This is a genomic window from Pseudomonas sp. ML96, assembly GCF_000761545.1.
In the GTDB taxonomy this organism is placed as follows: Bacteria; Pseudomonadota; Gammaproteobacteria; order Pseudomonadales; family Pseudomonadaceae; genus Aquipseudomonas.
In genome coordinates, this window is the sequence record NZ_JPMY01000046.1 from 12,189 (window position 1) to 32,559 (window position 20,371).

Here is a 20,371-nt window from a genome sequence, read left to right on the forward strand (position 1 = left end):
GCCAGCAGTTCCGCGAGGACCACCCCGATGAAACAGCCACATCCTGCCTTCGCCCTGTTAGGCCTGTTCCTGATCGGCAGCAGCAGCCTGCTCGACGCCCATGCTGCGCCGCAAGGTCAATCGCCGCAGCGCGAGGAACAACGCCAGGATCAGCGTGGCCGCCAGGAACAGCAGCGCCCGCAGCAGCCAGCGCAACATCCGCAGCAAACGCAGGGTCAGGGCTCTACACAGCAGCAGAGGCCGCAACAACAGCCATCGGCCCAGCGCCCGGCGAACGACCATCGCCAGGCACCGCCACAGGACTTCGGCGATGTGCAGCGTGCCTTCCACGAGCGCCGCGCACAGATCGGCCGCGGCCCGGCCGTGCCGCCCGACGTGCATATCCGTCAGGGCCATCCGCTGCCGCATGGCTATGGCAAGCGCCTGGACGAATGCGCCCTGCACGGCCTGCCGCGCTACGAGGGTTATGAATGGCGTCGGGTCGGCAGCGACGTGGTGCTGATCGCCGTCACCACCGGCATCGTCTACGCCATCCTGCAGGGCGTACTGAACTAGGTCGCGCGACGGCCGCGCTGGTTCAGCCACATGGCGACGAGGATCACCGCGCCGCCGCCGGCCAGGCGCGGCAGGTCGAAGTCGCGATTCCAGATCAGCAGGTTGACCAGCAGCCCGGCCGGCACGTGCAGCTCGTTCATGATCGCCAGAGTGCCGGCGTCCACCTGGGTGCTGCCCTTGACCCACCAGTACAGGCCCAGGGCTGTGGCGAACAGGCCCATCCAGGCCAGCACGCCCCACTGTACGACGGTCTGCGGCAGCTTGTCCGGGTTGCCGAACAGCAGGAACGACGGCAGCACCAGAACCAGAGCGCCGAGGAAGAAGTGACCGAAGAAACGGTGCAACGGCTGCGCCGGCTGGTAACGCAGCAGCAGGCGCCGGCACAGCACCTGGCCGGCGGCAAAAGTGGCGTTGGCCACCTGCAGCAGGACGAAGCCGAACAGGTAGTCGCCTTCGAGCTTGTCGAAGCGAATGATCACCCCGCCGCCCACGGCGACCAGCGCGGCCACCAGCGCCCAGGGGTTGAAGCGCCTGGCCAAGGCATCGTCGAGCAGGGTCACGTAGATCGGCGTGAGCACAGTGAACAGCAGCACCTCGGGCACCGTCAGCACCTGGAAGCTGCGGTACAGGCACAGGTAGGTGATGCCGAACTGCAGCGCCCCGGCCAGCCAGAAGCCGGCCAGCAAACGCCCCGGCAGGCCGCGCCAGAGAGTGAAGGGCAGGAACACCAGGGCGGCGATCAGCACCCGCGCCAGCACGGCGAAGTCGCTGTCGACGCGACCGGCCAGGTACTCGCCGATCAGGCTGAAGGAAAAGGCCCAGAGGGCCGTGACGACCAGCAGGTAGCGCATCTCAGCTCAGCTGGCTGCGCAGTTCCGCCAGTATCGCCGCGCTTTGCGGGCGCACCCCACGCCAGACGAAGAAGGCCTCGGCGGCCTGCTCCACCAGCATGCCCAATCCATCGATGCAGCGCGCCGCGCCATGCTCGGCCGCCCAGCGGTTGAAGGCAGTCGCCTGCTTGCCGTACATCATGTCGTAGCAGACGGTGTGGCCCGGCTGGATCAGGCTCGGGTCGAGCGGCGGCAGCTCGCCGGCCAGCGAGGCCGATGTGCCGTTGATGATCAGGTCGACCGGCTCGCTCAGCCAGTCGAAGCCGGCCGCGGCCACCGGGCCCAGGTCAGCGAACTCGCGAGCCAGCTGCTCGGCCTTCTCCACCGTGCGGTTGGCGATGGTCAGGCTCTGCGGCCCTTCGGCCAGCAGCGGCTCCAGCACGCCGCGTACGGCGCCGCCTGCGCCGAGCAGGAGGATGCGCTTGTCGGCCAGGTCGAGGCCGGCGTTGACCGTCAGGTCGCGGACCAGGCCGGCGCCGTCGGTGTTGTCACCGAGCAGGCGGCCGTCATCGAGCTTCTTCAGGGTGTTCACCGCACCGGCGCGACGGGCACGCTTGCTCAGCTCATCGGCCAGGCGATAGGCCTCTTCCTTGAACGGCACGGTGACGTTGCCGCCGCGGCCGGTGGCGAAGAAGGCGCGGGCGTAGCCAGCGAAATCGTCCAGCGGCGCCAGCAGGGCCTCGTAGGACAGCTGCTCGCCGGTCTGCGCGGCGAACATGCCGTGGATCAGCGGCGACTTGCTGTGGCCGATGGGGTTGCCGAACACGCCGTAACGATCGCTCACAGGCCAGCCTCGCCGAGCCAGTCGCGATCGGTCAGGAAGTATTCGGTCAGGCGCGCTTCTTCGCTGCCAGGTTCCGGCTTCCAGTCATAGCCCCAGCGCACGTGTGGCGGCAGCGACATGAGGATGGATTCGGTGCGCCCGCCGGACTGCAGGCCGAACAGGGTGCCGCGGTCGAACACCAGGTTGAACTCGACGTAGCGGCCGCGGCGGAAGGCCTGGAACTCGCGCTGCTGCTCGGTGAACGGGGTGGCCTTGCGCCGCTGCACGATCGGCAGGTAGGCCTGGATATAGGCATCGCCGATGGCGCGCAGGAAGGCGAAGCTGGTGTTGAAGTCCCACTGGTTGAGGTCGTCGAAGAACAGCCCGCCGATGCCGCGTGGCTCGCCGCGGTGCTTGAGGTGGAAGTAGCGGTCGCACCACTCCTTGAACTTCGGATAGACCTCGGCGCCGAACGGCGCGCAGGCGTCGCGGGCGACCTGGTGCCAGTGCACGCAGTCCTCCTCGTTGGCGTAGTAGGGCGTCAGGTCGAAGCCGCCGCCGAACCACCAAACCGCTTCCTCGCCTTCCTTCTCGGCGCTGAAGAAGCGCACGTTGGCGTGGGAGGTGGGCACGTGCGGGTTCTCCGGGTGGATCACCAGGGACACGCCCATGGCCTCGAAGCCGCGCCCGGCCAGTTCGGGGCGATGAGCGCTGGCCGATGGCGGCAGGCTGTCGCCGAACACGTGGGAGAAGTTCACGCCACCCTTCTCGATCAGCGCGCCGTTCTCGATCACCCGGGTACGGCCACCGCCACCGGCGGGGCGTTCCCAGCTGTCTTCGAAGAAACGGACACCGCCGTCTTCGGCTTCGAGGGCGGCGCAGATGCGATCCTGCAGATCGAGCAGGTAGGCCTTCACGGCCTGGGTACGTTCACTCACGGCAATGGTCCGGGGCAGAGGCGGAAGAGGGGCGCAAGCATACCATCGTCGCCCCCGGCGGACTTGACGGCCGTCAGTGCCGGCGCTTGGATGGTGTTCTTTGTCAGGAGTGCAGGACATGGCCAAACGCATCCAGTTTTCCCGCCACGGCGGCAGCGACGTGCTCGAGCTGGTCGACCAGCCGGCAGTCGAACCCGGCCCGCAGGAAGTGCGCGTACGCAACCGCGCCATCGGCCTCAACTTCATCGACACCTACTACCGCAGCGGCCTGTACCAGCCACCGAGCCTGCCATCCGGGCTGGGCGGCGAGGGCGCCGGCGAAGTGGAAGCGGTGGGCAGCGCGGTGAGCCATCTCAAGGTCGGCGACCGCGTGGCCTATGCCACCGGCCCGCTCGGCGCCTATGGCGAGCTGCATGTGCTGCCGGCGCAACACTTGGTCAAACTGCCGGACTCGATCTCCTTCGAGCAGGCCGCGGCAGTGCTGCTCAAGGGCCTCACCGTGCAGTACCTGCTGCGCCAGACCTACAAAGTCGAGGCCGGGCAGACCATCCTCTGGCACGCCGCAGCCGGCGGTGTCGGCCTGATCGCCTGCCAGTGGGCCAAGGCCCTGGGTGCCAACCTGATCGGTACCGTTTCATCGCCAGAGAAGGCGGCGCTGGCCAAGGCCAATGGCGCCTGGACGACCATCGACTACAGCCACGAGGACGTGGTGCAGCGCGTGCTGGAGCTGACCGGCGGGGCCAGGTGCCCGGTGGTGTACGACTCGGTGGGCAAGGACACCTGGGAGCGCTCGCTGGACTGCGTAGCGCCGCGCGGCCTGCTGGTCAGCTTCGGCAATGCCTCGGGCGCGGTCACCGGGGTCAACCTCGGCGTGCTGGCGCAGAAGGGTTCGCTCTACGTCACCCGACCGACCTTGGGCCACTACGCCAGCAATGCCGAGAACCTGCAGGCCATGGCCGACGAGCTGTTCGGCCTGATCGCCAGTGGCGCGATCAAGGTCGAGATCGGCCGCCGCTACGCGCTGGCCGATGCAGCACAGGCCCAGGACGCGCTGAGCGGCCGGCAGACCACCGGCTCGACCATCCTGATCCCGTGACTAGCCGCCACGATCTCGCGAGCTAGAGAAAAGCAAGGCGAAAGCGGCTGAGGAAGCGGAGTTGACTATTGGTCAATGAGCATTCCGAAGGCGCTTTCAACACAGTTTTCCGACGCGCAGCAGATCGTGGTCAGGATGGGCGGATTACATCGCCCGTACGCAGGTCGCGGATCAGGCTCGGATTACGGCGCCCGCCCAGGGAGCCGCCGAGCACGGCGTCCAACTGGCCGGGGAAGTACTGCTCGACGCGCAGGCGCGAACGCGCCGAGGGGCGACCCGCCGGGTTGGCCGAGGTGGACACCAGTGGCCCGGTGAGGGCGCAGAGGTCTCGTACCAGCGGGTGGTCACTGACGCGCAGGGCGACGCTGTCGTGGCGGCCGGTGATCCACTGTGGCAGGCGATCCTGGTGCGGTACCAGCCAGGTATTGGGCCCCGGCCAGGTGCTGGCCAGGCGGTCGATCCAGCGCTCGGGCAGGTCTTCGAGAAGGAAATCGAACTGCTCGATGCTGTCCGCCACCAGGATCAGGCCCTTGTGCACCGGGCGCTCCTTGAGCGCTAGCAGGCGATCTACCGCGGTCTCGTTCCATGGGTCGCAGCCCAGGCCCCAGACGGCCTCGGTGGGATAAGCGATCACCCCGCCTTCGCGTACCACGCGTGCCACCCGCTGTATCTGCCAACCGCTCATGCTCACCCCCATGGATTCTCTGGCGGCGAGTGTACCCAGCTCAGGGCGCGCGGTGTACCCAGCGCCCGGCCTCGCAGGCGACCAGGCCTTCCAGCTCCAGCTCGGTCAGGGCGATCAAAGTGGCGCTCAACTCCAGACCACAGGCCTGAGCCAGCCCCTCGCTGGTCTGCGGTGCGGCGCGCAACTGCGTCAGCAACGGATGGTCGATCTGCTCGGCCACCACAGCCGGCGCGACCGCCTGCCAGCCACGCAGCGCCTGGAGTATGTCGTCGACGCTCTCCACCAGGGTCGCCCCCTCGCGGATCAGCTGATGACAACCGCGGGCGCCCGGATGGTGGATCGAGCCAGGAATCGCATAGACCTCGCGGCCCTGCTCGGCGGCCAGGCGCGCGGTGATCAGCGAGCCGCTGGAGGGGCTGGCCTCGACCACCAGCACGCCCAGCGACAGGCCGCTGATGATGCGGTTGCGCCGTGGAAAATTGCTCGCCTGTGGCGGGCAATCCAGTGGCATCTCGGAGACCAGTGCGCCGCCATTAGCGACGATGCGCTCGGCCAGACCAGCATGGCGCTGCGGGTAGATGCGCTGCAGGCCGGTACCCAGCACGGCAACCGTCGCGCCACCCGCATCCAGCGCGCCCTGGTGTGCGGCGCCATCGATACCCAGGGCAAGACCACTGGTTATCACGAAGCCGCCACCGGCCAGGCTACGGGCGAAGGACGCTGCGGTATCCAGCCCCGGACGCGAAGCACGCCGGCTGCCGACCATGGCCAGTTGCGGGCGCTCGAGCGCGCCCCTGGCGCCAGCGACGAACAGCAGCGGCGGCGCATCGCTCAGCTCGGCCAGCAGAGCGGGATAGTCGGCGTCTTCCCACATCAGCAGCGACTGGCCCTCCTGCTCCAACCAGCGCAGAGCGGCGGTGGCACGCTCGCGGATATCCTCGCTACGCCTGACCTCGGCACAGGCCGCAGGCAACCCCAGGGAACGCCACGCAGCGGCGGGAGCACTGAGTGCCACGGAGGCACTGCCGAAGGCCTCCAGCAGCCGGCGAAAACGCCGGGGTCCAAGCTCGGGAAGACAATGCAGGCGCAGACGCGCCTCCAGTTCGGCGGGAGAGATGTGCATGGCGATCATCCTTGATCATTGCCGGAAAAGCAGAACCCCCGCGCTGGGCGGGGGTTCTGGGTGTTACGGGTTCTTCACCTTGTCCATCAGCGACAGGTCGCGACTGGCGTAGAGCACCAGGCCGTAACTGAGCTTCTCGTAGGTGCGGAACACCATCATCAGGCCGGAGCGCTCGTCGGGGATCTTCACCGACTCGCCGGTGATGCGGTCACGCACGGTCTCACCGGTCTTGTAGATGGCCAAGACGTTACCTTCGACCAGACCGTCGATCTTACCCTTGTTGATGGTCACCACATCGAACTGGCCAATACGATTCACGCCGCGCGGCACATCGAGGATCACACCGTTGATGTCGGTCTGCGGTTCGCTAGGCATGAACACCGAGTTCACCGCACGTTCTTCGGTGGGGAACAGACGGTCGCCCAAACGCACTTCCTGGGTGGAGCGGGTCAGGGTCAGGGTAGCGATGTCGCCTTCTTCGGCGACCATTTCACCGCTACCGATATCGTCGGCGTTGATGCCGAGGAACTCGTCGGTTTCCGGATCGGTGTAGACCTTACCCTGGCGGAAGATGCCATAAACCGGTTGGCCGTCATCGAAGGCACCGCGGGCGTAAACACGATCACCTGCACCGCTGACCACACGCTCGGCATTGCCGGCCACCACATAGGGGCGACCATTGAAGTCTTCCGGAGTGTCGATGATGCGGTTGCGCAGCAGGAAGCTATTGATCGCCTCCAGCGGGATGGTCGGAATAGCTTCGGCCATCGGCGTGCTACGAATTTGCGGCGACAGCTTGATGGTGCCGCGAGACTCGCCGCGGTTGAGCATCAGGCGCGGCTGGCCATCGACGTAGACCAGAGAGAGGGTGTCACCGGGGTAGATCAAGTGAGGATTCTCGATCTGCGGGTTGGCGTGCCACAGCTCGGGCCACTTCCACGGCTGGCTGAGGAACTTGCCAGAGATGTCCCACAGGGTATCGCCCTTGACCACGGTGTAGCGGTCCGGATGACCTTCCTTGAGCTGGACGGCTGCCTGGACCAGGCCACTCTGTACCAGACCGCCCGCAGCGACCAGCAGCAGGGCGAGTAGTGATTTCCTCATGCGGTGAATCCCTTTATTATGTGGCTGACGCCTGTAAGCCGCAGTAGCCGCGGCTTTTGAGCCGTTTTTCAAAGCTGCTCATCATCTTAGCAGCGGTTTTTTACTTTATTCCACAAGTGCATCACAAACAGCCATGGCCATTCTCAACATCCTCGAATTCCCCGATCCGCGCCTGCGCACCATCGCCAAGCCGGTGACCGTTTTCGATGCTGCCCTGTCGCAGCTGATCGACGACATGTTCGAGACCATGTACGCCGCCCCGGGCATTGGCCTGGCGGCCACGCAGATCAACGTGCACAAGCGCGTGGTGGTGATGGATCTGTCCGAGGACAAATCCGAGCCGCGGGTGTTCATCAACCCCGAGTTCGAGTCGCTGACCGAGCAGATGGACCAATACCAGGAAGGCTGCCTTTCGGTGCCGGGTTTCTACGAGAACGTCGACCGCCCGCAAAAGGTCAAGATCAAGGCCCAGGATCGCGACGGCAGCCACTACGAGCTGATCGCCGAAGGCCTGCTCGCCGTGTGCATCCAGCACGAGTGCGATCACCTCAACGGCAAGCTGTTCGTCGACTACCTGTCCAATCTCAAGCGCGACCGGATCAAGAAGAAGCTGGAAAAACAGCACCGCCAGCAAGCTTGAACCCGAACCCCAAAGGCTTGCTCCGGCAAGCCTTTTTCTTTTCATGTGAGTGAATCATGCGCATCGTCTTTGCCGGCACCCCGGAATTCGCCGCCAGCCACCTGCAGGCCCTGCTCGATGCGGGCCGTGACATCGTCGCCGTCTACACCCAGCCGGATCGCCCGGCTGGTCGCGGGCAGAAGCTGATGCCCAGCCCGGTCAAGCAGCTCGCTCTGCAGCACAATATCACCGTGTACCAGCCGCAGACCCTGCGCGACCCGACCGCCCAGGCCGAACTGGCCGCGCTCAAGCCGGACCTGATGGTGGTGGTGGCCTACGGCCTGATCCTGCCGCAGGTGGTGCTCGATACCCCGCGCCTGGGCTGCATCAACAGCCACGCCTCGCTGCTACCGCGCTGGCGCGGCGCCGCGCCGATCCAGCGTGCGGTGCAGGCCGGCGATGCCAGCAGCGGCGTCACCGTGATGCAGATGGAAGCAGGGCTGGATACCGGCCCCATGCTGCTCAAGGTCACCACCACCATCACCGCCGAAGACACCGGCGGCAGCCTGCACGATCGTCTGGCGCAGCTGGGCTCGGCGGCCGTGGTCGAGGCCGTGACCAAGCTGGCCGCCGGCGAGCTGCAAGGCGAAGTGCAGGACGATAGCCTGGCCACCTATGCGCACAAGCTGAACAAGGATGAGGCACGCCTCGACTGGAGCCGCCCGGCCGATGAGCTGGAGCGCCTGGTACGCGCCTTCAATCCCTGGCCGATCTGCCACAGCACATTGAACGGCGAACCACTCAAGGTGCTGGCCGCGCAGCTGGGCGAAGGCAAAGGTGCCTCAGGCACAGTGCTGGCTGCCGACAAGAACGGTCTGACCATCGCCTGTGGCGAAGGCGCCCTGCGCCTGACCCGCCTGCAGCTGCCCGGCGGCAAGCCGCTGGCCTTCAGTGACCTGTACAACAGCCGCCGCGAGCAGTTCGCCCCCGGCCTGGTGCTCGGTCAATGAATCCACGCCTGGCCGCCGCCCGCGCCCTGGCGGCGGTGCTCAATGGCAAGGCCTCGCTGGGCAGCAGCCTGCCGCCGTTGCTGGACAAGGTCGAGGCACGTGACCGCGGCCTGGCCCAGGACCTGGCCTTTGGCACTGCACGCTGGCAGCCGCGCCTGCAGCTGCTCGCCGACAAGCTGCTGCAGAAGCCGTTCAAGGCCGCCGACCGCGACGTCGAGGCCCTGCTGCTGGTCGGCCTGTACCAGCTGCTGCATACCCGCATCCCGGCCCACGCCGCCATCGGCGAGACGGTGGCCTGCGTCGACAAGCTGAAGAAGTCCTCGCTCAAGGGCCTGCTCAACGGCGTGCTGCGCAATGCCCAGCGCGATCACGAGGCGCTATTCGCCGAGTTGGATCGCGACCCGGTGCTGCACACCGCGCACCCGCGCTGGCTGCAGAAACGCCTGAAGGCCGACTGGCCCGAGCACTGGCAGGCGATCTGCGCCGCCAACAACCAGCACCCGCCCTTGATCTTGCGGGTCAATCGCCGTCATGGCAGCCGCGATGCCTACCTCGCCGAGCTGCGCGCCGCCGGCATCGAAGCCGAGCCCTGCGCCTTCAGCCGCGATGGCATCCGCCTGCTGCAACCCTGCGACGTGAAGACCCTGCCGGGCTTCGCGGAAGGCCGCGTCAGCGTGCAGGACGAAGCCGCCCAGCTGGCCGCCGACCTGCTCGACCTGGCGCCCGGCCAGCGCGTACTGGATGCCTGCGCCGCGCCCGGCGGCAAGACCTGCCACCTGCTCGAAGCCGAACCGGGCCTGAAAGAGGCTATCGCCCTGGACCTGGAGCCGGCGCGCCTGGCTCGGGTGCAGGAGAATCTCGACCGCCTCAAGCTCAAGGCCACCCTGGTCGCCGCCGATGGCCGCGACGTGGCTGGCTGGTGGGACGGCAAGCCATTCCAGCGCATCCTGCTCGACGCGCCCTGCTCAGCCACCGGGGTGATTCGCCGCCACCCGGACATCAAGCTGACCCGCCAGGCCGACGACATCACCGCCCTCGCCACCCTGCAAGGCGAGTTGCTCGATGCCCTGTGGCCAACCCTGGAGGTCGGCGGTGTGCTGCTCTATGCCACCTGCTCGGTGCTGCCGGAGGAGAACCGCGACAACATCGCCGCCTTCCTCGCCCGCACCCCCGGCGCGCGCGAGCTGGATATCGCCGGCGCCTTCGGCCTCAAGCAGGCCCACGGCCGCCAGCTGCTGCCGCAGGCCGAAGGCCACGACGGCTTCTACTATGCCAAGCTGATCAAGATCGCCGCATCACGCGGCTAACGGAGTGATCGCGTGAAAATCATCATTCTCGGCGCAGGGCAGGTCGGCGGCACCCTCGCGGAGCACCTGGCCAGCGAGGCCAACGACATCACCGTGGTCGACACCGATGCCGACCGCCTGCGCGACCTCGGCGATCGCCTGGACATCCGCACCGTGGTCGGCCGTGGCTCGTTCCCCACCGTGCTGCGCCAGGCCGGCGCCGATGACGCCGACATGCTGGTGGCGGTGACCAATAGCGACGAGACCAACATGGTTGCCTGCCAGGTCGCCTACACCCTGTTCCACACCCCGACCAAGATCGCCCGGGTGCGCGAGTCGGCCTACCTGACCCGCGAGGCGCTGTTCGACAACGAGGCCATCCCGGTCGACGTGCTGATCAGCCCCGAGCAGGTGGTGACCAACTACATCAAGCGCCTGATCGAATACCCCGGCGCCCTGCAGGTGATCGACTTCGCCGAGGGCAAGGCCCAGCTGGTGGCGGTCAAGGCCTACTACGGCGGTCCGCTGGTCGGCCAGCAGCTGCGTCAGCTGCGCGAGCACATGCCCAACGTCGATACCCGCGTGGCCGCCATCTTCAGGCGCAACCGACCGATCATGCCGCAGGGCGACACGGTGATCGAAGCCGACGACGAGGTGTTCTTCATCGCCGCCAAGGCCCACATCCGCGCGGTGATGAGCGAACTGCGCCGCCTCGAGGACAGCTACAAGCGCATCGTCATCGCTGGCGGCGGGCATATCGGCGAGCGCCTGGCCGAGGCCATCGAGAGCCGCTACCAGGTGAAGATCATCGAGATGAACCCGGCGCGCTGCCGCTACCTCTCGGACAACCTGGAAAGCACCATCGTCCTGCAGGGCAGCGCCTCCGACCGCGACCTGCTGGTGGAAGAGAACATCAACGAGGCCGACATCTTCCTCGCCCTGACCAACGACGACGAGGCCAACATCATGTCCTCGCTGCTGGCCAAGCGCCTGGGCGCGCGCAAGGTGATGACCATCATCAACAACCCTGCCTATGTCGACCTGGTCCAGGGCGGCGATATCGACATCGCCATCAGCCCACAGCTGGCCACCATCGGCACCCTGCTGACCCACGTGCGCCGTGGCGATATCGAGAGCGTGCACAGCCTGCGCCGTGGCGCGGCCGAGGCCATCGAGGCCATCGCCCACGGCGACTCGCGCTCGAGCAAGGTGGTCGGCAAGATGATCGAGGAGATCGCCCTGCCGCCGGGCACCACCATCGGTGCGGTGATCCGCGACGAGGAAGTGCTGATCGCCCACGACGACACCGTGATCGAATCCGGCGACCACGTGATACTGTTCCTCGTCGACAAGAAGTACATCCGCGACGTGGAGCGCCTGTTCCAGGTCGGTCTGACCTTCTTCTGAACCACGAGGCCCCTTTGGCATGACCACGCCGGAGTCCCTGGAAAAATTGCTGGCCCGTGGGGTGGACAACGCCCTGCTGCGCTTCGGCCTGGGCAAGGCCTACCTCGACGGCAACCAGCCCGCCGCCGCCGCCGAACACCTGCAGAAATGCCTGGGCTTCGACCCCAACTATTCGGCGGCGTGGAAGCTGCTCGGCCAGGCCTGCCAGCGCCAGGGCATGCTCGAGGAGGCGCGTCAGGCCTGGCACAACGGCCTGGAAGTGGCGCGCAAACGCGGCGACAAGCAGACCGAGAAGGAAATGATGGTGTTCCTGCGCCGCCTGGAGAAGACGGCCGGCAGCGAGAGCCGTTAGTCCTCGCGGCGGAAGATCAGCGCTACGCCGCTGGGCTCGAAGCGCACCACCTGCATCTGCACTATCGGCGCCGGGATCGGCAGGCCCTGGACCTGACCGCTGACCACTTCACCGATCTGCAACAGGCTCTGCGCCTCGTCGATCACCACGAACACGCCGCTGTCGGAGATGTCGCGCGTGGTGACCAGCATCTGGCCATGCACCGGATGGTCGATGCGCAGCTGGACCTTGAGCGGTGTCCGCTTGTGCTCGCGCTTGTTGTCGTCCATGCCCATCCCGTTTGCGTGGCTGAAAGTTGAGTGCTCAGACGGTAAAGGCTAAGCGCTCGCGCATCAATACCATTTCTGCTCGCCGTCCGGGCGCTTCTTGAAGCGCTTCATACTCCACATGTACTGGCTGGGGTAGCTGCGCACGTAGCGCTCGACCACCTGGCTCATGGCCGCCACGCCTTCTTCGACGCTCTCGCTATACATGCCCTCGGGCGCAGCCTCGAGAATCACCTTGTAGCCGCTGCCATCGGGCAGGCGCAGGGCATGCAGGAACACGCCGACGGCCTTGCCGCCGGTGAGCATGCCCGGGACGAACTTGCTGGTCAGCGCGGTGGTACCGAGGAAGGGCACAAATACGCCGCTGGAGCGGCTCGGCTCGGGGTCCGCCGGGATGCCCACGGCGCCGCCTTTGCGCACTTCCTTGATCACGCTGAGGATGCCTTCCTTGGTCGACGGGGCGACGCGGTTACCCATCTGTACCCGCTGCTTCTGCAGCAGCTCGTCCACCGCCTTGAGTTTCGGCGGGCGGTAGAAAATGATCGGTTTGCACTGGCTGCAGTAGAAGTGGTTGAGCACTTCCCAGTTGCCCAGGTGGCTGGTGATGCCGACCACGCCCTTGCCGGAGGCCAGCGCCTGCTGCAGCACGTCCAGGCCTTCCACCTCACGCACCAGCTTGAGCGACTTCTCCGCCGGCCAGATCCAGGCGCAGGCGCTCTCGGTCAGGGTCTTGGCGATGTCTTTGAGGCTCTGCTCGGTCAGCCGGTCCAGCCCAGCCTTGTCCAGCTCGGGGAAGCACTTGCTCAGGTTGATCCGCACCACCTCGCGCGAACCGTTGGGTAGCTTCCACATCAGCCAGCCAATGGCATTGCCCACTGCCTGCACCGCGCGCCAGGGCAGCAGGGCGAACAGACACAGAAAACCGACGACCAGGGCACCTTTGAGCTTCTCCACGGAAGACTCCTGAAAATTGGCTGGGGCGGCATTGTAACGGCTGTGCCCGTCGGGATCAGCCTAGCCGCGCTCGCGGCTTCAGCCGGCGCCGCCGAGGGCGCGGTAGCGGTCGCAGTCGCGGGTGTGGTCCATGACCATGCCCGCCGCCTGCATGTAGGCGTAGCAGATGGTCGGCCCGACGAAGGTGAAGCCCAGCTTCTTCAGCGCCTTGCTCATCGCCTCGGCCTCCGGCGTCACCGCCGGCACATCGCCGCGACCGCTGAACTGGTTGATCTTCGGCGCACCGCCGACGAAGGACCAGAGCAAGCCTGCCGGGTCCTCCAGCTTGAGCCAGGCCCGCGCGTTCTTGCGTGCGGCCTGCAGCTTCAGGCGATTGCGGATGATGCCGGGGTCCTGCATGCGCTCCTCGATCTCCTCGTCGGTCATCAGCGCCAGGCGCTCGGCATCGAAACCGAACAGCACCTGGCGATAGCGCTCGCGCTTCTTCAGCACGGTGATCCACGACAGTCCGGCCTGGAAGCCTTCCAGCAGCAGCATCTCGAACAACCACTGCGGGTCGCGCTGCGGCACGCCCCATTCCTCGTCGTGGTAGGCGATGTACAGCGGGTCGTCGTTGCACCAGAAGCAGCGCGGCATGGCATTCACCATCCAGAAAAAGAAGAAGCGCAACTATGCCCGGATTTGCCGTTGCGGCGCACCTTGGCGCAGGCCAACGACAGCGCCGTTACAGTCGCCCGTCGGCCTGCAGCAGGCTTTCCAGGCAGTGTTCCTGAATTCCGTAGAACTGCTTGATGCCCTGGATCTTCTCCAGCAGCGCGCTTGGCTCCACCGGCTCGGGGCGTTTCACCGCAAGAATCATCTTGTTCTTGTTGGTGTGCTCCAGCGAGACGAACTCGAACACCTTGGTCTCATAGCCGCTGGCTTCCAGCAGCAGGGCGCGCAGGCTGTCGGTGACCATCTCGGCCTCCTGGCCCAGGTGCACACCGTACTGCAGCATGGGCTTGAGCAGGCTCGGCATCTGCATCTGCGGGCGGATCTGCTTGTGGCAGCAGGGCGAGCACATGATGATCGCAGCATCGCTGCGAATGCCCAGGTGCAGGGCGTAGTCGGTGGCCACGTCACAGGCGTGCAGGGCGATCATGATATCGATGGCGGCCGGGGTGTAGGTGCGCACATCGCCATGCTCGAAGCTCAGGCCTGGCTGCTCCAGGCGGGCCGCCGCCGTGTTGCCCAGGCGCACCATGTCTTCGCGCAGTTCCACGCCGGTGACCTGGCCCTGCAGGCCCAGGCTGTTGCGCAGGTAGTCGTGCATGGCGAAGGTCAGGTAACCCTTGCCCGAACCGAAGTCGACCGCATGGATCGGCAGCTGCGGATCACGCTGCTGCAGCGGCGAATGGCTCAGAGCGTGGGAAAACACCTCGATGAACTTGTTGATCTGCTTCCACTTGCGCGCCATCGCCGGCACCAGCTCGTGCTTGGCGGTGGTCACCCCAAGATCGGTGAGGAACGGCCGGCTCAGCTCGAGGAAGCGCTTCTTCTCCCGGTCATGGCCGGCGGCAGGCGCCTCGCGCTCGAGCGCCTTGCCGACGAACAGACGCGCCTTGTCCTTCTTGCCGAAGGTCAGCTGCACATCATCGGTCAGCGATAGCAGGTGGGCGTTCTTGAACGCCGTAGGCAGCAGGCTGGCGATATGCGCCAGGGCTTCGGCCACGGGCAGGTTCTTGGTGATATCGCGGGTCTTGTAGGTCGAGACGAACGACAGGCAGGCCTGGCCTTTGACCGTGACCGGACGAATGGTCAGGCGCTGCAGCTCGGCTTCCTCGCCCTGGTACTTGCTCAGCAGCAGCTTGACCAGGGTGTTCTGCACCACGCTGGTTTCCAGCAGGGCGAGAAAATCGTCGCGGGCGGCTGTGGCGGCGGAGGGCTGGGGTTCGACTGACATGACAAGGGCCTGAATAAACGCTGCCGAGACCGGCAAGGGGCGGTAATGCTACAGGGTACGCAGCATGCGTGCGCGCAGGGCTGACGGAGTACGCCTGCCGCCACCTCCCGCGCGGGGTTGATCGGGTATACTGCCCGGCTTTATTGCAAACGCCTCGACACCGGTGGAATTCGTGAGCCAAACAACGCCCGACGTGAGCACCTTCCAAGGCCTGATCCTCGCCCTGCAAAGCTATTGGGCCGAGCAAGGCTGCGTGATCCTGCAACCCTACGACATGGAGATGGGTGCCGGTACCTTCCACACCGCCACCTTCCTGCGCGCCATCGGTCCGGAGACCTGGAACGCCGCCTACGTACAGCCCTCGCGCCGCCCGGCCGACGGCCGCTACGGCGAGAACCCCAACCGCCTGCAGCACTACTACCAGTTCCAGGTGGTGCTCAAGCCGAACCCGGAGAACATCCAGGACCTGTACTTGGAATCGCTGCGCCGCATCGGCGTCGACACCCTGGTGCACGACATCCGCTTTGTCGAAGACAACTGGGAATCGCCGACCCTCGGCGCCTGGGGCCTGGGCTGGGAAGTCTGGCTGAACGGCATGGAAGTCACCCAGTTCACCTACTTCCAGCAGGTCGGCGGCGTCGAGTGCTACCCGGTCACCGGCGAGATCACCTACGGTCTCGAGCGCCTGGCCATGTACCTGCAGGGCGTCGACTCGGTGTATGACCTGGTCTACTCCGACGGCCCGTTCGGCAAGGTCACCTACGGCGACGTGTTCCACCAGAACGAAGTGGAGCAGTCCACCTTCAACTTCGAACACGCCAACGTCGACAAGCTGTTCGACCTGTTCGACTTCTACGAGTCCGAGGCCAACCGCCTGATGGAGCTGCAGCTGCCGCTGCCGGCCTACGAAATGGTGATCAAGGCCTCGCACAGCTTCAACCTGCTCGACGCCCGCCGCGCCATCTCGGTGACCGCGCGCCAGCAGTACATCCTGCGCGTGCGCACCCTGGCGCGGAACATCGCCCAGAGCTACCTGCTGGCCCGCGCCAAGCTCAGCTTCCCGATGGCCACCCCCGAACTGCGTGACGAAGTACTGGCCAAGCTGAAGGAGGCCGAATAATGAATGCTCAGGATTTTCTGGTTGAACTGGGCACCGAAGAGCTGCCACCCAAGGCCCTGAAGAGCCTCGGCGAAGCCTTCCTCGCCGGTATCGAAAAGGGCCTCAAGGGCGCCGGCCTGAGCTATGCCAAGGCGCGCTACTACGCCGCGCCGCGCCGCCTGGCGGTGCTGGTCGAGCAGCTCGCCGCGCAACAGCCGGATCGCACCGTCAACCTCGACGGCCCGCCCGTGCAGGCGGCCTTCGACAAGGACGGCAACCCGACCCAGGCGGCGTTGGGCTTCGCCAAGAAGTGCGGCGTCGAGCTGAGCCAGATCGACACCAGCGGCCCGAAACTGAAATTCAGCCAGTCGATCGCCGGCCAGCCGGCCGCCGGCCTGCTGCCGGGCATCGTCGAGGCCTCCCTCGGCGAGCTGCCGATTCCCAAGCGCATGCGCTGGGCCGCGCGCAAGGACGAGTTCGTGCGTCCGACCCAGTGGCTAGTGATGCTGTTCGGCGACGCCGTGGTCGACTGCGAGATCCTCGCCCAGAAGTCTGGCCGCATCTCGCGTGGCCATCGCTTCCACGCCAACCGTGACGTGACCATTGCCAGCCCGGCCAGCTACGCCGAAGATCTGCGCGCCGCCTACGTGGTCGCCGACTTCGCCGAGCGCCGCCAGCAGATCGCCGCTCGCGTCGAAGAACTGGCCCGCGCCGAGAACGGCACCGCCATCGTCCCGCCGGCCCTGCTCGATGAAGTCAGCGCCCTGGTCGAGTGGCCGGTGCCGCTGGTCTGCTCCTTCGAGGAGCGCTTCCTCGCTGTGCCGCAGGAAGCCCTGATCACCACCATGCAGGACAACCAGAAGTACTTCTGCCTGGTCGACGGCAACGGCAAGCTGCTGCCGCGCTTTATCACCGTGGCCAACATCGAGTCGAAGGACCCGGCGCAGATCGTTTCCGGCAACGAGAAAGTCGTACGCCCGCGCCTGACCGACGCCGAGTTCTTCTTCAAGCAGGACAAGCGCCAGCCGCTGGAGAAGCGTAACGAGCGCCTGGCCAACGTGGTGTTCCAGGCCCAGCTCGGCAGCGTGTTCAACAAGGCCGAGCGGGTATCGAAACTGGCGGCCTTTATCGCCGAGCGCATCGGCGGCGACGCCACTCGCGCCGCGCGTGCCGGCATCCTGTCCAAGTGCGACCTGGCTACCGAGATGGTCGGCGAGTTCCCGGAGATGCAGGGCATCGCCGGCTACTACTACGCCAAGCACGACGGCGAAGCCGATGACGTGGCCCTGGCGCTGAACGAGCAGTACATGCCGCGTGGCGCCGGCGCCGAGCTGCCGCAGACCCTGACCGGCGCGGCCGTGGCCGTGGCCGACAAGCTCGACACCCTGGTCGGCATCTTCGGCATCGGCATGCTGCCGACCGGCTCCAAGGACCCCTACGCCCTGCGTCGCGCGGCGCTGGGCGTGCTGCGCATCCTGATCGAGAAGCAGCTGGACCTCGACCTGGTCGAGGCCGTCGCCTTCTCCATCGGCCTGTACGGCGACAAGGTCAAGGCCGAAGGCCTGGCCAGCCAGGTGCTGGACTTCATCTTCGACCGCCTGCGTGCGCGCTACGAAGACGAAGGCGTGGACGTTGCCGTGTACCAGGCCGTGCGTGCCCTCAAGCCCGCCGCGCCGCTGGACTTCGACCAGCGCGTGCAGGCCGTGCAGGCCTTCCGCAAGCTGCCGGAAGCCGCCGCCCTGGCTGCCGCCAACAAGCGCGTGTCCAACCTGCTGAGCAAGTACGAAGGCCAGGTCGCCGCCAGCGCCGAAGCCCACTACTTCGACAACCCGGCGGAGTTCAGCCTGTACTCGGCGATCCAGCAGGCCGCCCAGGCCGTGCAGCCGATGGCCGCCGCGCGCTGCTACCGCGAGTCGCTGGAACGCCTGGCGACCCTGCGCGAGCCGGTGGACGCGTTCTTCGAGGCCGTGCTGGTCAACGCCGAGGATGCCTCGGTGCGCGCCAACCGCTACGCGCTGCTCAACCAGCTGCGTGGCCTGTTCCTCGGCGTCGCCGACATCTCCCTGCTGGGCTGACGGTCAACCGGGCGGCGCAAGGCCGCCCGGTCACCCTGGTAAGCGTATGAAACTGCTGATTCTCGACCGCGACGGCGTCATCAACCAAGACTCCGACGCCTATATCAAATCCCTCGACGAATGGATCCCGGTCCCCGGCTCCATCGACGCCATCGCGCGCCTGAGCCGCGCCGGCTGGACCGTGGCCGTGGCCACTAACCAATCGGGCCTGGCGCGCGGCTATTACGACCTGGCCACGCTGGAGTCCATGCACGCGCGCCTGCGCCAACTGGTGGCAGAGCAGGGCGGTGAAGTCGGCCTGATCGTGCATTGCCCGCACGGCCCGGACGCTGGCTGCGACTGCCGCAAGCCCAAGCCGGGCATGTTGCTGCAGATCGCTGCGCACTACGGCACGGAACTGGCAGGTGTGTGGTTCGTGGGCGACAGCAAGGGTGACCTGGAAGCCGCCCTGGCCGTCCATTGCCAACCCGTTCTGGTGAAGACCGGCAAGGGCGAGCGCACGCTGGCCAAGCCGTTGCCAGCGGGAACCCTGATATTCGATGATCTGGCGGCGATAGCCGACCAGCTTCTGCTCTAGGAGAGCCCGAGTCCCATGACGACAGTGCAGGCCATCAGAACCTTCTTCTTCTACCTGCTGCTGTCGTCCAGCTCGTTCTTCTGGTGCATCCTCTGCGTGTTCATTGCACCCTTCCTGCCGTTCCGTGCCCGCTACCGCCTGGTGGTGCAGGCCTGGTGCAGCTGCGCCACCTGGCTGGCCAAGGTGGTGGTCGGCATCCGCTACGAGGTGCACGGCCTGGAGAACATCCCGCAGCAGCCCTGCGTGATCCTCGCCAAGCACCAGAGCACCTGGGAAACCTTCTTCCTCTCCGCCTTCTTCGAGCCGCTGTCGCAGGTGGTCAAGCGCGAGCTGCTGTACGTGCCGTTCTTCGGCTGGGCGATGGCCATGCTGCGCCCGATCGCCATCGACCGCAGCAATCCTAAGGCCGCACTCAAGCAGCTGGCCAAACAGGGCGACGAGCGCATCAAGCAGGGCGCCTGGGTGCTGGTGTTCCCCGAGGGCACGCGTATTCCGCCGGGCCAGATCGGCAAGTTCTCCCGCGGCGGCGCGGCCCTGGCGGTGAACGCCGGCCTGCCGGTGCTGCCGATCGCCCACAACGCCGGCGAGTTCTGGCCCAAGCAGGGCTGGGCCAAGTACCCAGGCACCATCCAGGTGGTGATCGGCCCGGTCATGCACGCCCAGGGCGAAGGCCCGCGCGCCATCGCCGAGCTCAACGAGCGCGCCTACGCCTGGGTCGCCAAGACGCAGCAGGAAATCAGCGGCATCACGCCGGAAATGGCCCAGGAGAGCGCCTCCAGCGCCGCCTGAGCATCTGTGGATAAGCTGTGCAAGAAATACCAGCAGAGTGCCATTACAGAGCGTAACTAGCTGATTTAAATGCGATTACTAGAAAGTCCAAGGATAGGCTCGGCGGGGTATAAGTTTTTCGCGCGGCAGTGCACGTTCTGCGCGGAACGCCGCCCCGGCAAAGCGGTTAAGCTAAGCGCACTTCGCATCGTGAAAGGGATTTTCGCTCCATGCCGTCGATCTACCAGCTCAAGCCACGCTTCCAGAACCTGCTGCGCCCCGGCGTGCAGCGTCTCTATGATCGTGGCGTCACCGCCAACCAGGTGACCCTGGCCGCAGCTGTGGTCTCCGTACTGCTCGGCGCGCTGCTGGCGATCTTCCCCGACATCACCTGGCTGTTCGCCCTGATCCCGCTGTGGATGCTGCTGCGCATGGCCCTGAACGCCGTGGACGGCATGCTCGCCCGCGAGTTCGGCCAGCAATCCAAGCTCGGCGCCTACCTCAACGAACTGAGCGACGTGGTGGCCGACAGCGCCCTGTACCTGCCCTTCGCCCTGCTTGCCGGCGTCTCGCCGACCCTGGTGGTGCTGGTGGTAGTGCTGGCGGTGATCAGCGAATACGCCGGCGTGCTCGGCCCGATGGTCGGTGCCTCGCGTCGCTACGACGGGCCCATGGGCAAGAGCGACCGCGCCTTCTGCTTCGGCGTGCTGGGCGCCGGTGTGGCGTGCGGCCTGCTACCGGCGTCTTGGATAAACGGGCTGCTGGCCGTGATCCTGCTGTTGCTGCTGGCGACCCTGGTCAACCGCGTGCGCCAAGGCCTGGCCGAGGTGGCACAACCCTCTCAATCGGAATAGGGACATTT

Annotated in this window: 22 protein-coding genes; 12 read left to right on the top strand and 10 right to left on the bottom strand. The window is 66.3% G+C overall.

The genetic code is table 11. The features are described 5' to 3' along the window. Positions 1–27 precede the first annotated feature (27 nt). Positions 28–555 (top strand): anti-virulence regulator CigR family protein, encoded by a 528-nt coding sequence (locus tag IP89_RS21470; protein ID WP_043311928.1) that lies wholly within the window; start codon positions 28–30, stop codon positions 553–555. Here the strand turns inward: IP89_RS21470 and IP89_RS21475 are convergent. From IP89_RS21475 to hemF, 3 genes are read right to left on the bottom strand one after another with little or no spacing between them, the layout of a single operon-like run. Then, positions 552–1,406: a carboxylate/amino acid/amine transporter gene (locus IP89_RS21475; protein ID WP_043311929.1), complete on the bottom strand. Its 855-nt coding sequence runs from the start codon at positions 1,404–1,406 to the stop codon at positions 552–554. The two genes, IP89_RS21470 and IP89_RS21475, sit on opposite strands and share 4 nt — an antisense overlap. 1 nt (position 1,407) lies before the next feature. Further along, positions 1,408–2,229, bottom strand: coding sequence for a shikimate dehydrogenase (gene aroE / locus IP89_RS21480; RefSeq protein ID WP_043311930.1), 822 nt, complete (start codon positions 2,227–2,229; stop codon positions 1,408–1,410). Continuing rightward, positions 2,226–3,146 carry an oxygen-dependent coproporphyrinogen oxidase gene (gene hemF, locus IP89_RS21485; RefSeq protein WP_043311931.1) on the bottom strand — a complete coding sequence of 307 codons (921 nt, stop codon included), beginning with the start codon at positions 3,144–3,146 and terminating at the stop codon, positions 2,226–2,228. Before hemF ends, aroE begins: the two co-directional genes overlap by 4 nt. 118 nt (positions 3,147–3,264) lie before the next feature. On the opposite strand from hemF, the gene IP89_RS21490 reads away from it, so the two are divergent. Next, positions 3,265–4,242 carry an NADPH:quinone reductase gene (locus IP89_RS21490; protein WP_043311932.1) on the top strand — a complete coding sequence of 326 codons (978 nt, stop codon included), beginning with the start codon at positions 3,265–3,267 and terminating at the stop codon, positions 4,240–4,242. Between the two features lie 130 nt (positions 4,243–4,372). On the opposite strand, the gene IP89_RS21495 is transcribed toward IP89_RS21490, so the two are convergent. The 3 genes from IP89_RS21495 to IP89_RS21505 form a co-directional block, all read right to left on the bottom strand. Continuing rightward, positions 4,373–4,927, bottom strand: coding sequence for an L-threonylcarbamoyladenylate synthase (locus tag IP89_RS21495; RefSeq protein WP_043312217.1), 555 nt, complete (start codon positions 4,925–4,927; stop codon positions 4,373–4,375). A gap of 40 nt (positions 4,928–4,967) precedes the next feature. Next, positions 4,968–6,050: a DNA-processing protein DprA gene (gene dprA, locus IP89_RS21500; RefSeq protein WP_371261971.1), complete on the bottom strand. Its 1,083-nt coding sequence runs from the start codon at positions 6,048–6,050 to the stop codon at positions 4,968–4,970. 63 nt (positions 6,051–6,113) lie between these two features. Then, positions 6,114–7,154 (bottom strand): LysM peptidoglycan-binding domain-containing protein, encoded by a 1,041-nt coding sequence (locus tag IP89_RS21505; RefSeq protein ID WP_043311934.1) that lies wholly within the window; start codon positions 7,152–7,154, stop codon positions 6,114–6,116. Positions 7,155–7,287: 133 nt separating this feature from the next. Between IP89_RS21505 and def the strand changes: the two genes are divergently transcribed. From def to IP89_RS21530, 5 genes are read left to right on the top strand one after another with little or no spacing between them, the layout of a single operon-like run. Continuing rightward, positions 7,288–7,794, top strand: coding sequence for a peptide deformylase (def, locus tag IP89_RS21510; RefSeq protein ID WP_043311936.1), 507 nt, complete (start codon positions 7,288–7,290; stop codon positions 7,792–7,794). A gap of 56 nt (positions 7,795–7,850) precedes the next feature. Beyond that, positions 7,851–8,783 (top strand): methionyl-tRNA formyltransferase, encoded by a 933-nt coding sequence (gene fmt, locus IP89_RS21515; protein WP_043311937.1) that lies wholly within the window; start codon positions 7,851–7,853, stop codon positions 8,781–8,783. Beyond that, positions 8,780–10,090, top strand: coding sequence for a 16S rRNA (cytosine(967)-C(5))-methyltransferase RsmB (rsmB, locus tag IP89_RS21520; protein ID WP_043311938.1), 1,311 nt, complete (start codon positions 8,780–8,782; stop codon positions 10,088–10,090). Before fmt ends, rsmB begins: the two co-directional genes overlap by 4 nt. Before the next feature lie 12 nt (positions 10,091–10,102). Continuing rightward, a complete protein-coding gene (gene trkA, locus IP89_RS21525; protein ID WP_043311939.1) occupies positions 10,103–11,476 on the top strand; it encodes a Trk system potassium transporter TrkA in 1,374 nt (457 codons plus the stop codon). A 19-nt stretch (positions 11,477–11,495) separates the two neighbouring features. Next, positions 11,496–11,828: a tetratricopeptide repeat protein gene (locus tag IP89_RS21530; RefSeq protein ID WP_043311941.1), complete on the top strand. Its 333-nt coding sequence runs from the start codon at positions 11,496–11,498 to the stop codon at positions 11,826–11,828. On the opposite strand, the gene IP89_RS21535 is transcribed toward IP89_RS21530, so the two are convergent. The 4 genes from IP89_RS21535 to IP89_RS21550 all read right to left on the bottom strand — a co-directional run bounded on the left by IP89_RS21535 (position 11,825) and on the right by IP89_RS21550 (position 14,990). Beyond that, entirely contained in the window at positions 11,825–12,097 is a 273-nt protein-coding gene (locus tag IP89_RS21535) for a PilZ domain-containing protein (RefSeq protein WP_043312218.1), read from the bottom strand. The genes IP89_RS21530 and IP89_RS21535 overlap by 4 nt on opposite strands. A 63-nt stretch (positions 12,098–12,160) precedes the next feature. Beyond that, complete coding sequence (locus IP89_RS21540) at positions 12,161–13,048, bottom strand: lysophospholipid acyltransferase (protein ID WP_043311943.1); 888 nt, start codon at positions 13,046–13,048, stop codon at positions 12,161–12,163. Positions 13,049–13,126: 78 nt separating this feature from the next. Then, entirely contained in the window at positions 13,127–13,684 is a 558-nt protein-coding gene (locus tag IP89_RS21545; RefSeq protein WP_043312219.1) for a DNA-3-methyladenine glycosylase I, read from the bottom strand. Positions 13,685–13,772: 88 nt separating this feature from the next. After that, positions 13,773–14,990: an SAM-dependent methyltransferase gene (locus IP89_RS21550; protein ID WP_043311944.1), complete on the bottom strand. Its 1,218-nt coding sequence runs from the start codon at positions 14,988–14,990 to the stop codon at positions 13,773–13,775. A gap of 172 nt (positions 14,991–15,162) precedes the next feature. On the opposite strand from IP89_RS21550, the gene glyQ reads away from it, so the two are divergent. The 5 genes from glyQ to IP89_RS21575 all read left to right on the top strand — a co-directional run bounded on the left by glyQ (position 15,163) and on the right by IP89_RS21575 (position 20,363). Next, entirely contained in the window at positions 15,163–16,110 is a 948-nt protein-coding gene (gene glyQ, locus IP89_RS21555; RefSeq protein WP_043312220.1) for a glycine--tRNA ligase subunit alpha, read from the top strand. Beyond that, positions 16,110–18,164: a glycine--tRNA ligase subunit beta gene (gene glyS / locus IP89_RS21560; protein WP_043311946.1), complete on the top strand. Its 2,055-nt coding sequence runs from the start codon at positions 16,110–16,112 to the stop codon at positions 18,162–18,164. Before glyQ ends, glyS begins: the two co-directional genes overlap by 1 nt. Positions 18,165–18,210: 46 nt before the next feature. Continuing rightward, on the top strand, positions 18,211–18,741 hold the full coding sequence (gene gmhB, locus IP89_RS21565) for a D-glycero-beta-D-manno-heptose 1,7-bisphosphate 7-phosphatase (RefSeq protein WP_043311948.1): 531 nt from the start codon (positions 18,211–18,213) through the stop codon (positions 18,739–18,741). 15 nt (positions 18,742–18,756) lie between these two features. After that, a complete protein-coding gene (locus IP89_RS21570; protein ID WP_043311950.1) occupies positions 18,757–19,530 on the top strand; it encodes a 1-acyl-sn-glycerol-3-phosphate acyltransferase in 774 nt (257 codons plus the stop codon). 209 nt (positions 19,531–19,739) lie between these two features. Further along, a complete protein-coding gene (locus tag IP89_RS21575; protein ID WP_043311951.1) occupies positions 19,740–20,363 on the top strand; it encodes a CDP-alcohol phosphatidyltransferase family protein in 624 nt (207 codons plus the stop codon). Positions 20,364–20,371 lie beyond the last annotated feature (8 nt).

Bases quoted from the DNA above. Each gene is read 5' to 3' on its own strand.
- rsmB (WP_043311938.1), top strand. From the start codon at position 8,780: ATGAATCCACGCCTGGCCGCCGCCCGCGCCCTGGCGGCGGTGCTCAAT.
- IP89_RS21530 (WP_043311941.1), top strand. From the start codon at position 11,496: ATGACCACGCCGGAGTCCCTGGAAAAATTGCTGGCCCGTGGGGTGGAC.
- gmhB (WP_043311948.1), top strand. From the start codon at position 18,211: ATGAAACTGCTGATTCTCGACCGCGACGGCGTCATCAACCAAGACTCC.
- IP89_RS21575 (WP_043311951.1), top strand. From the start codon at position 19,740: ATGCCGTCGATCTACCAGCTCAAGCCACGCTTCCAGAACCTGCTGCGC.
- fmt (WP_043311937.1), top strand. From the start codon at position 7,851: ATGCGCATCGTCTTTGCCGGCACCCCGGAATTCGCCGCCAGCCACCTG.
- IP89_RS21470 (WP_043311928.1), top strand. From the start codon at position 28: ATGAAACAGCCACATCCTGCCTTCGCCCTGTTAGGCCTGTTCCTGATC.
- IP89_RS21495 (WP_043312217.1), bottom strand. From the start codon at position 4,927: ATGAGCGGTTGGCAGATACAGCGGGTGGCACGCGTGGTACGCGAAGGC.
- dprA (WP_371261971.1), bottom strand. From the start codon at position 6,050: ATGCACATCTCTCCCGCCGAACTGGAGGCGCGTCTGCGCCTGCATTGT.
- IP89_RS21490 (WP_043311932.1), top strand. From the start codon at position 3,265: ATGGCCAAACGCATCCAGTTTTCCCGCCACGGCGGCAGCGACGTGCTC.
- def (WP_043311936.1), top strand. From the start codon at position 7,288: ATGGCCATTCTCAACATCCTCGAATTCCCCGATCCGCGCCTGCGCACC.
- IP89_RS21570 (WP_043311950.1), top strand. From the start codon at position 18,757: ATGACGACAGTGCAGGCCATCAGAACCTTCTTCTTCTACCTGCTGCTG.
- IP89_RS21475 (WP_043311929.1), bottom strand. From the start codon at position 1,406: ATGCGCTACCTGCTGGTCGTCACGGCCCTCTGGGCCTTTTCCTTCAGC.
- IP89_RS21505 (WP_043311934.1), bottom strand. From the start codon at position 7,154: ATGAGGAAATCACTACTCGCCCTGCTGCTGGTCGCTGCGGGCGGTCTG.
- IP89_RS21545 (WP_043312219.1), bottom strand. From the start codon at position 13,684: ATGCCGCGCTGCTTCTGGTGCAACGACGACCCGCTGTACATCGCCTAC.
- IP89_RS21550 (WP_043311944.1), bottom strand. From the start codon at position 14,990: ATGTCAGTCGAACCCCAGCCCTCCGCCGCCACAGCCGCCCGCGACGAT.
- IP89_RS21535 (WP_043312218.1), bottom strand. From the start codon at position 12,097: ATGGACGACAACAAGCGCGAGCACAAGCGGACACCGCTCAAGGTCCAG.
- glyS (WP_043311946.1), top strand. From the start codon at position 16,110: ATGAATGCTCAGGATTTTCTGGTTGAACTGGGCACCGAAGAGCTGCCA.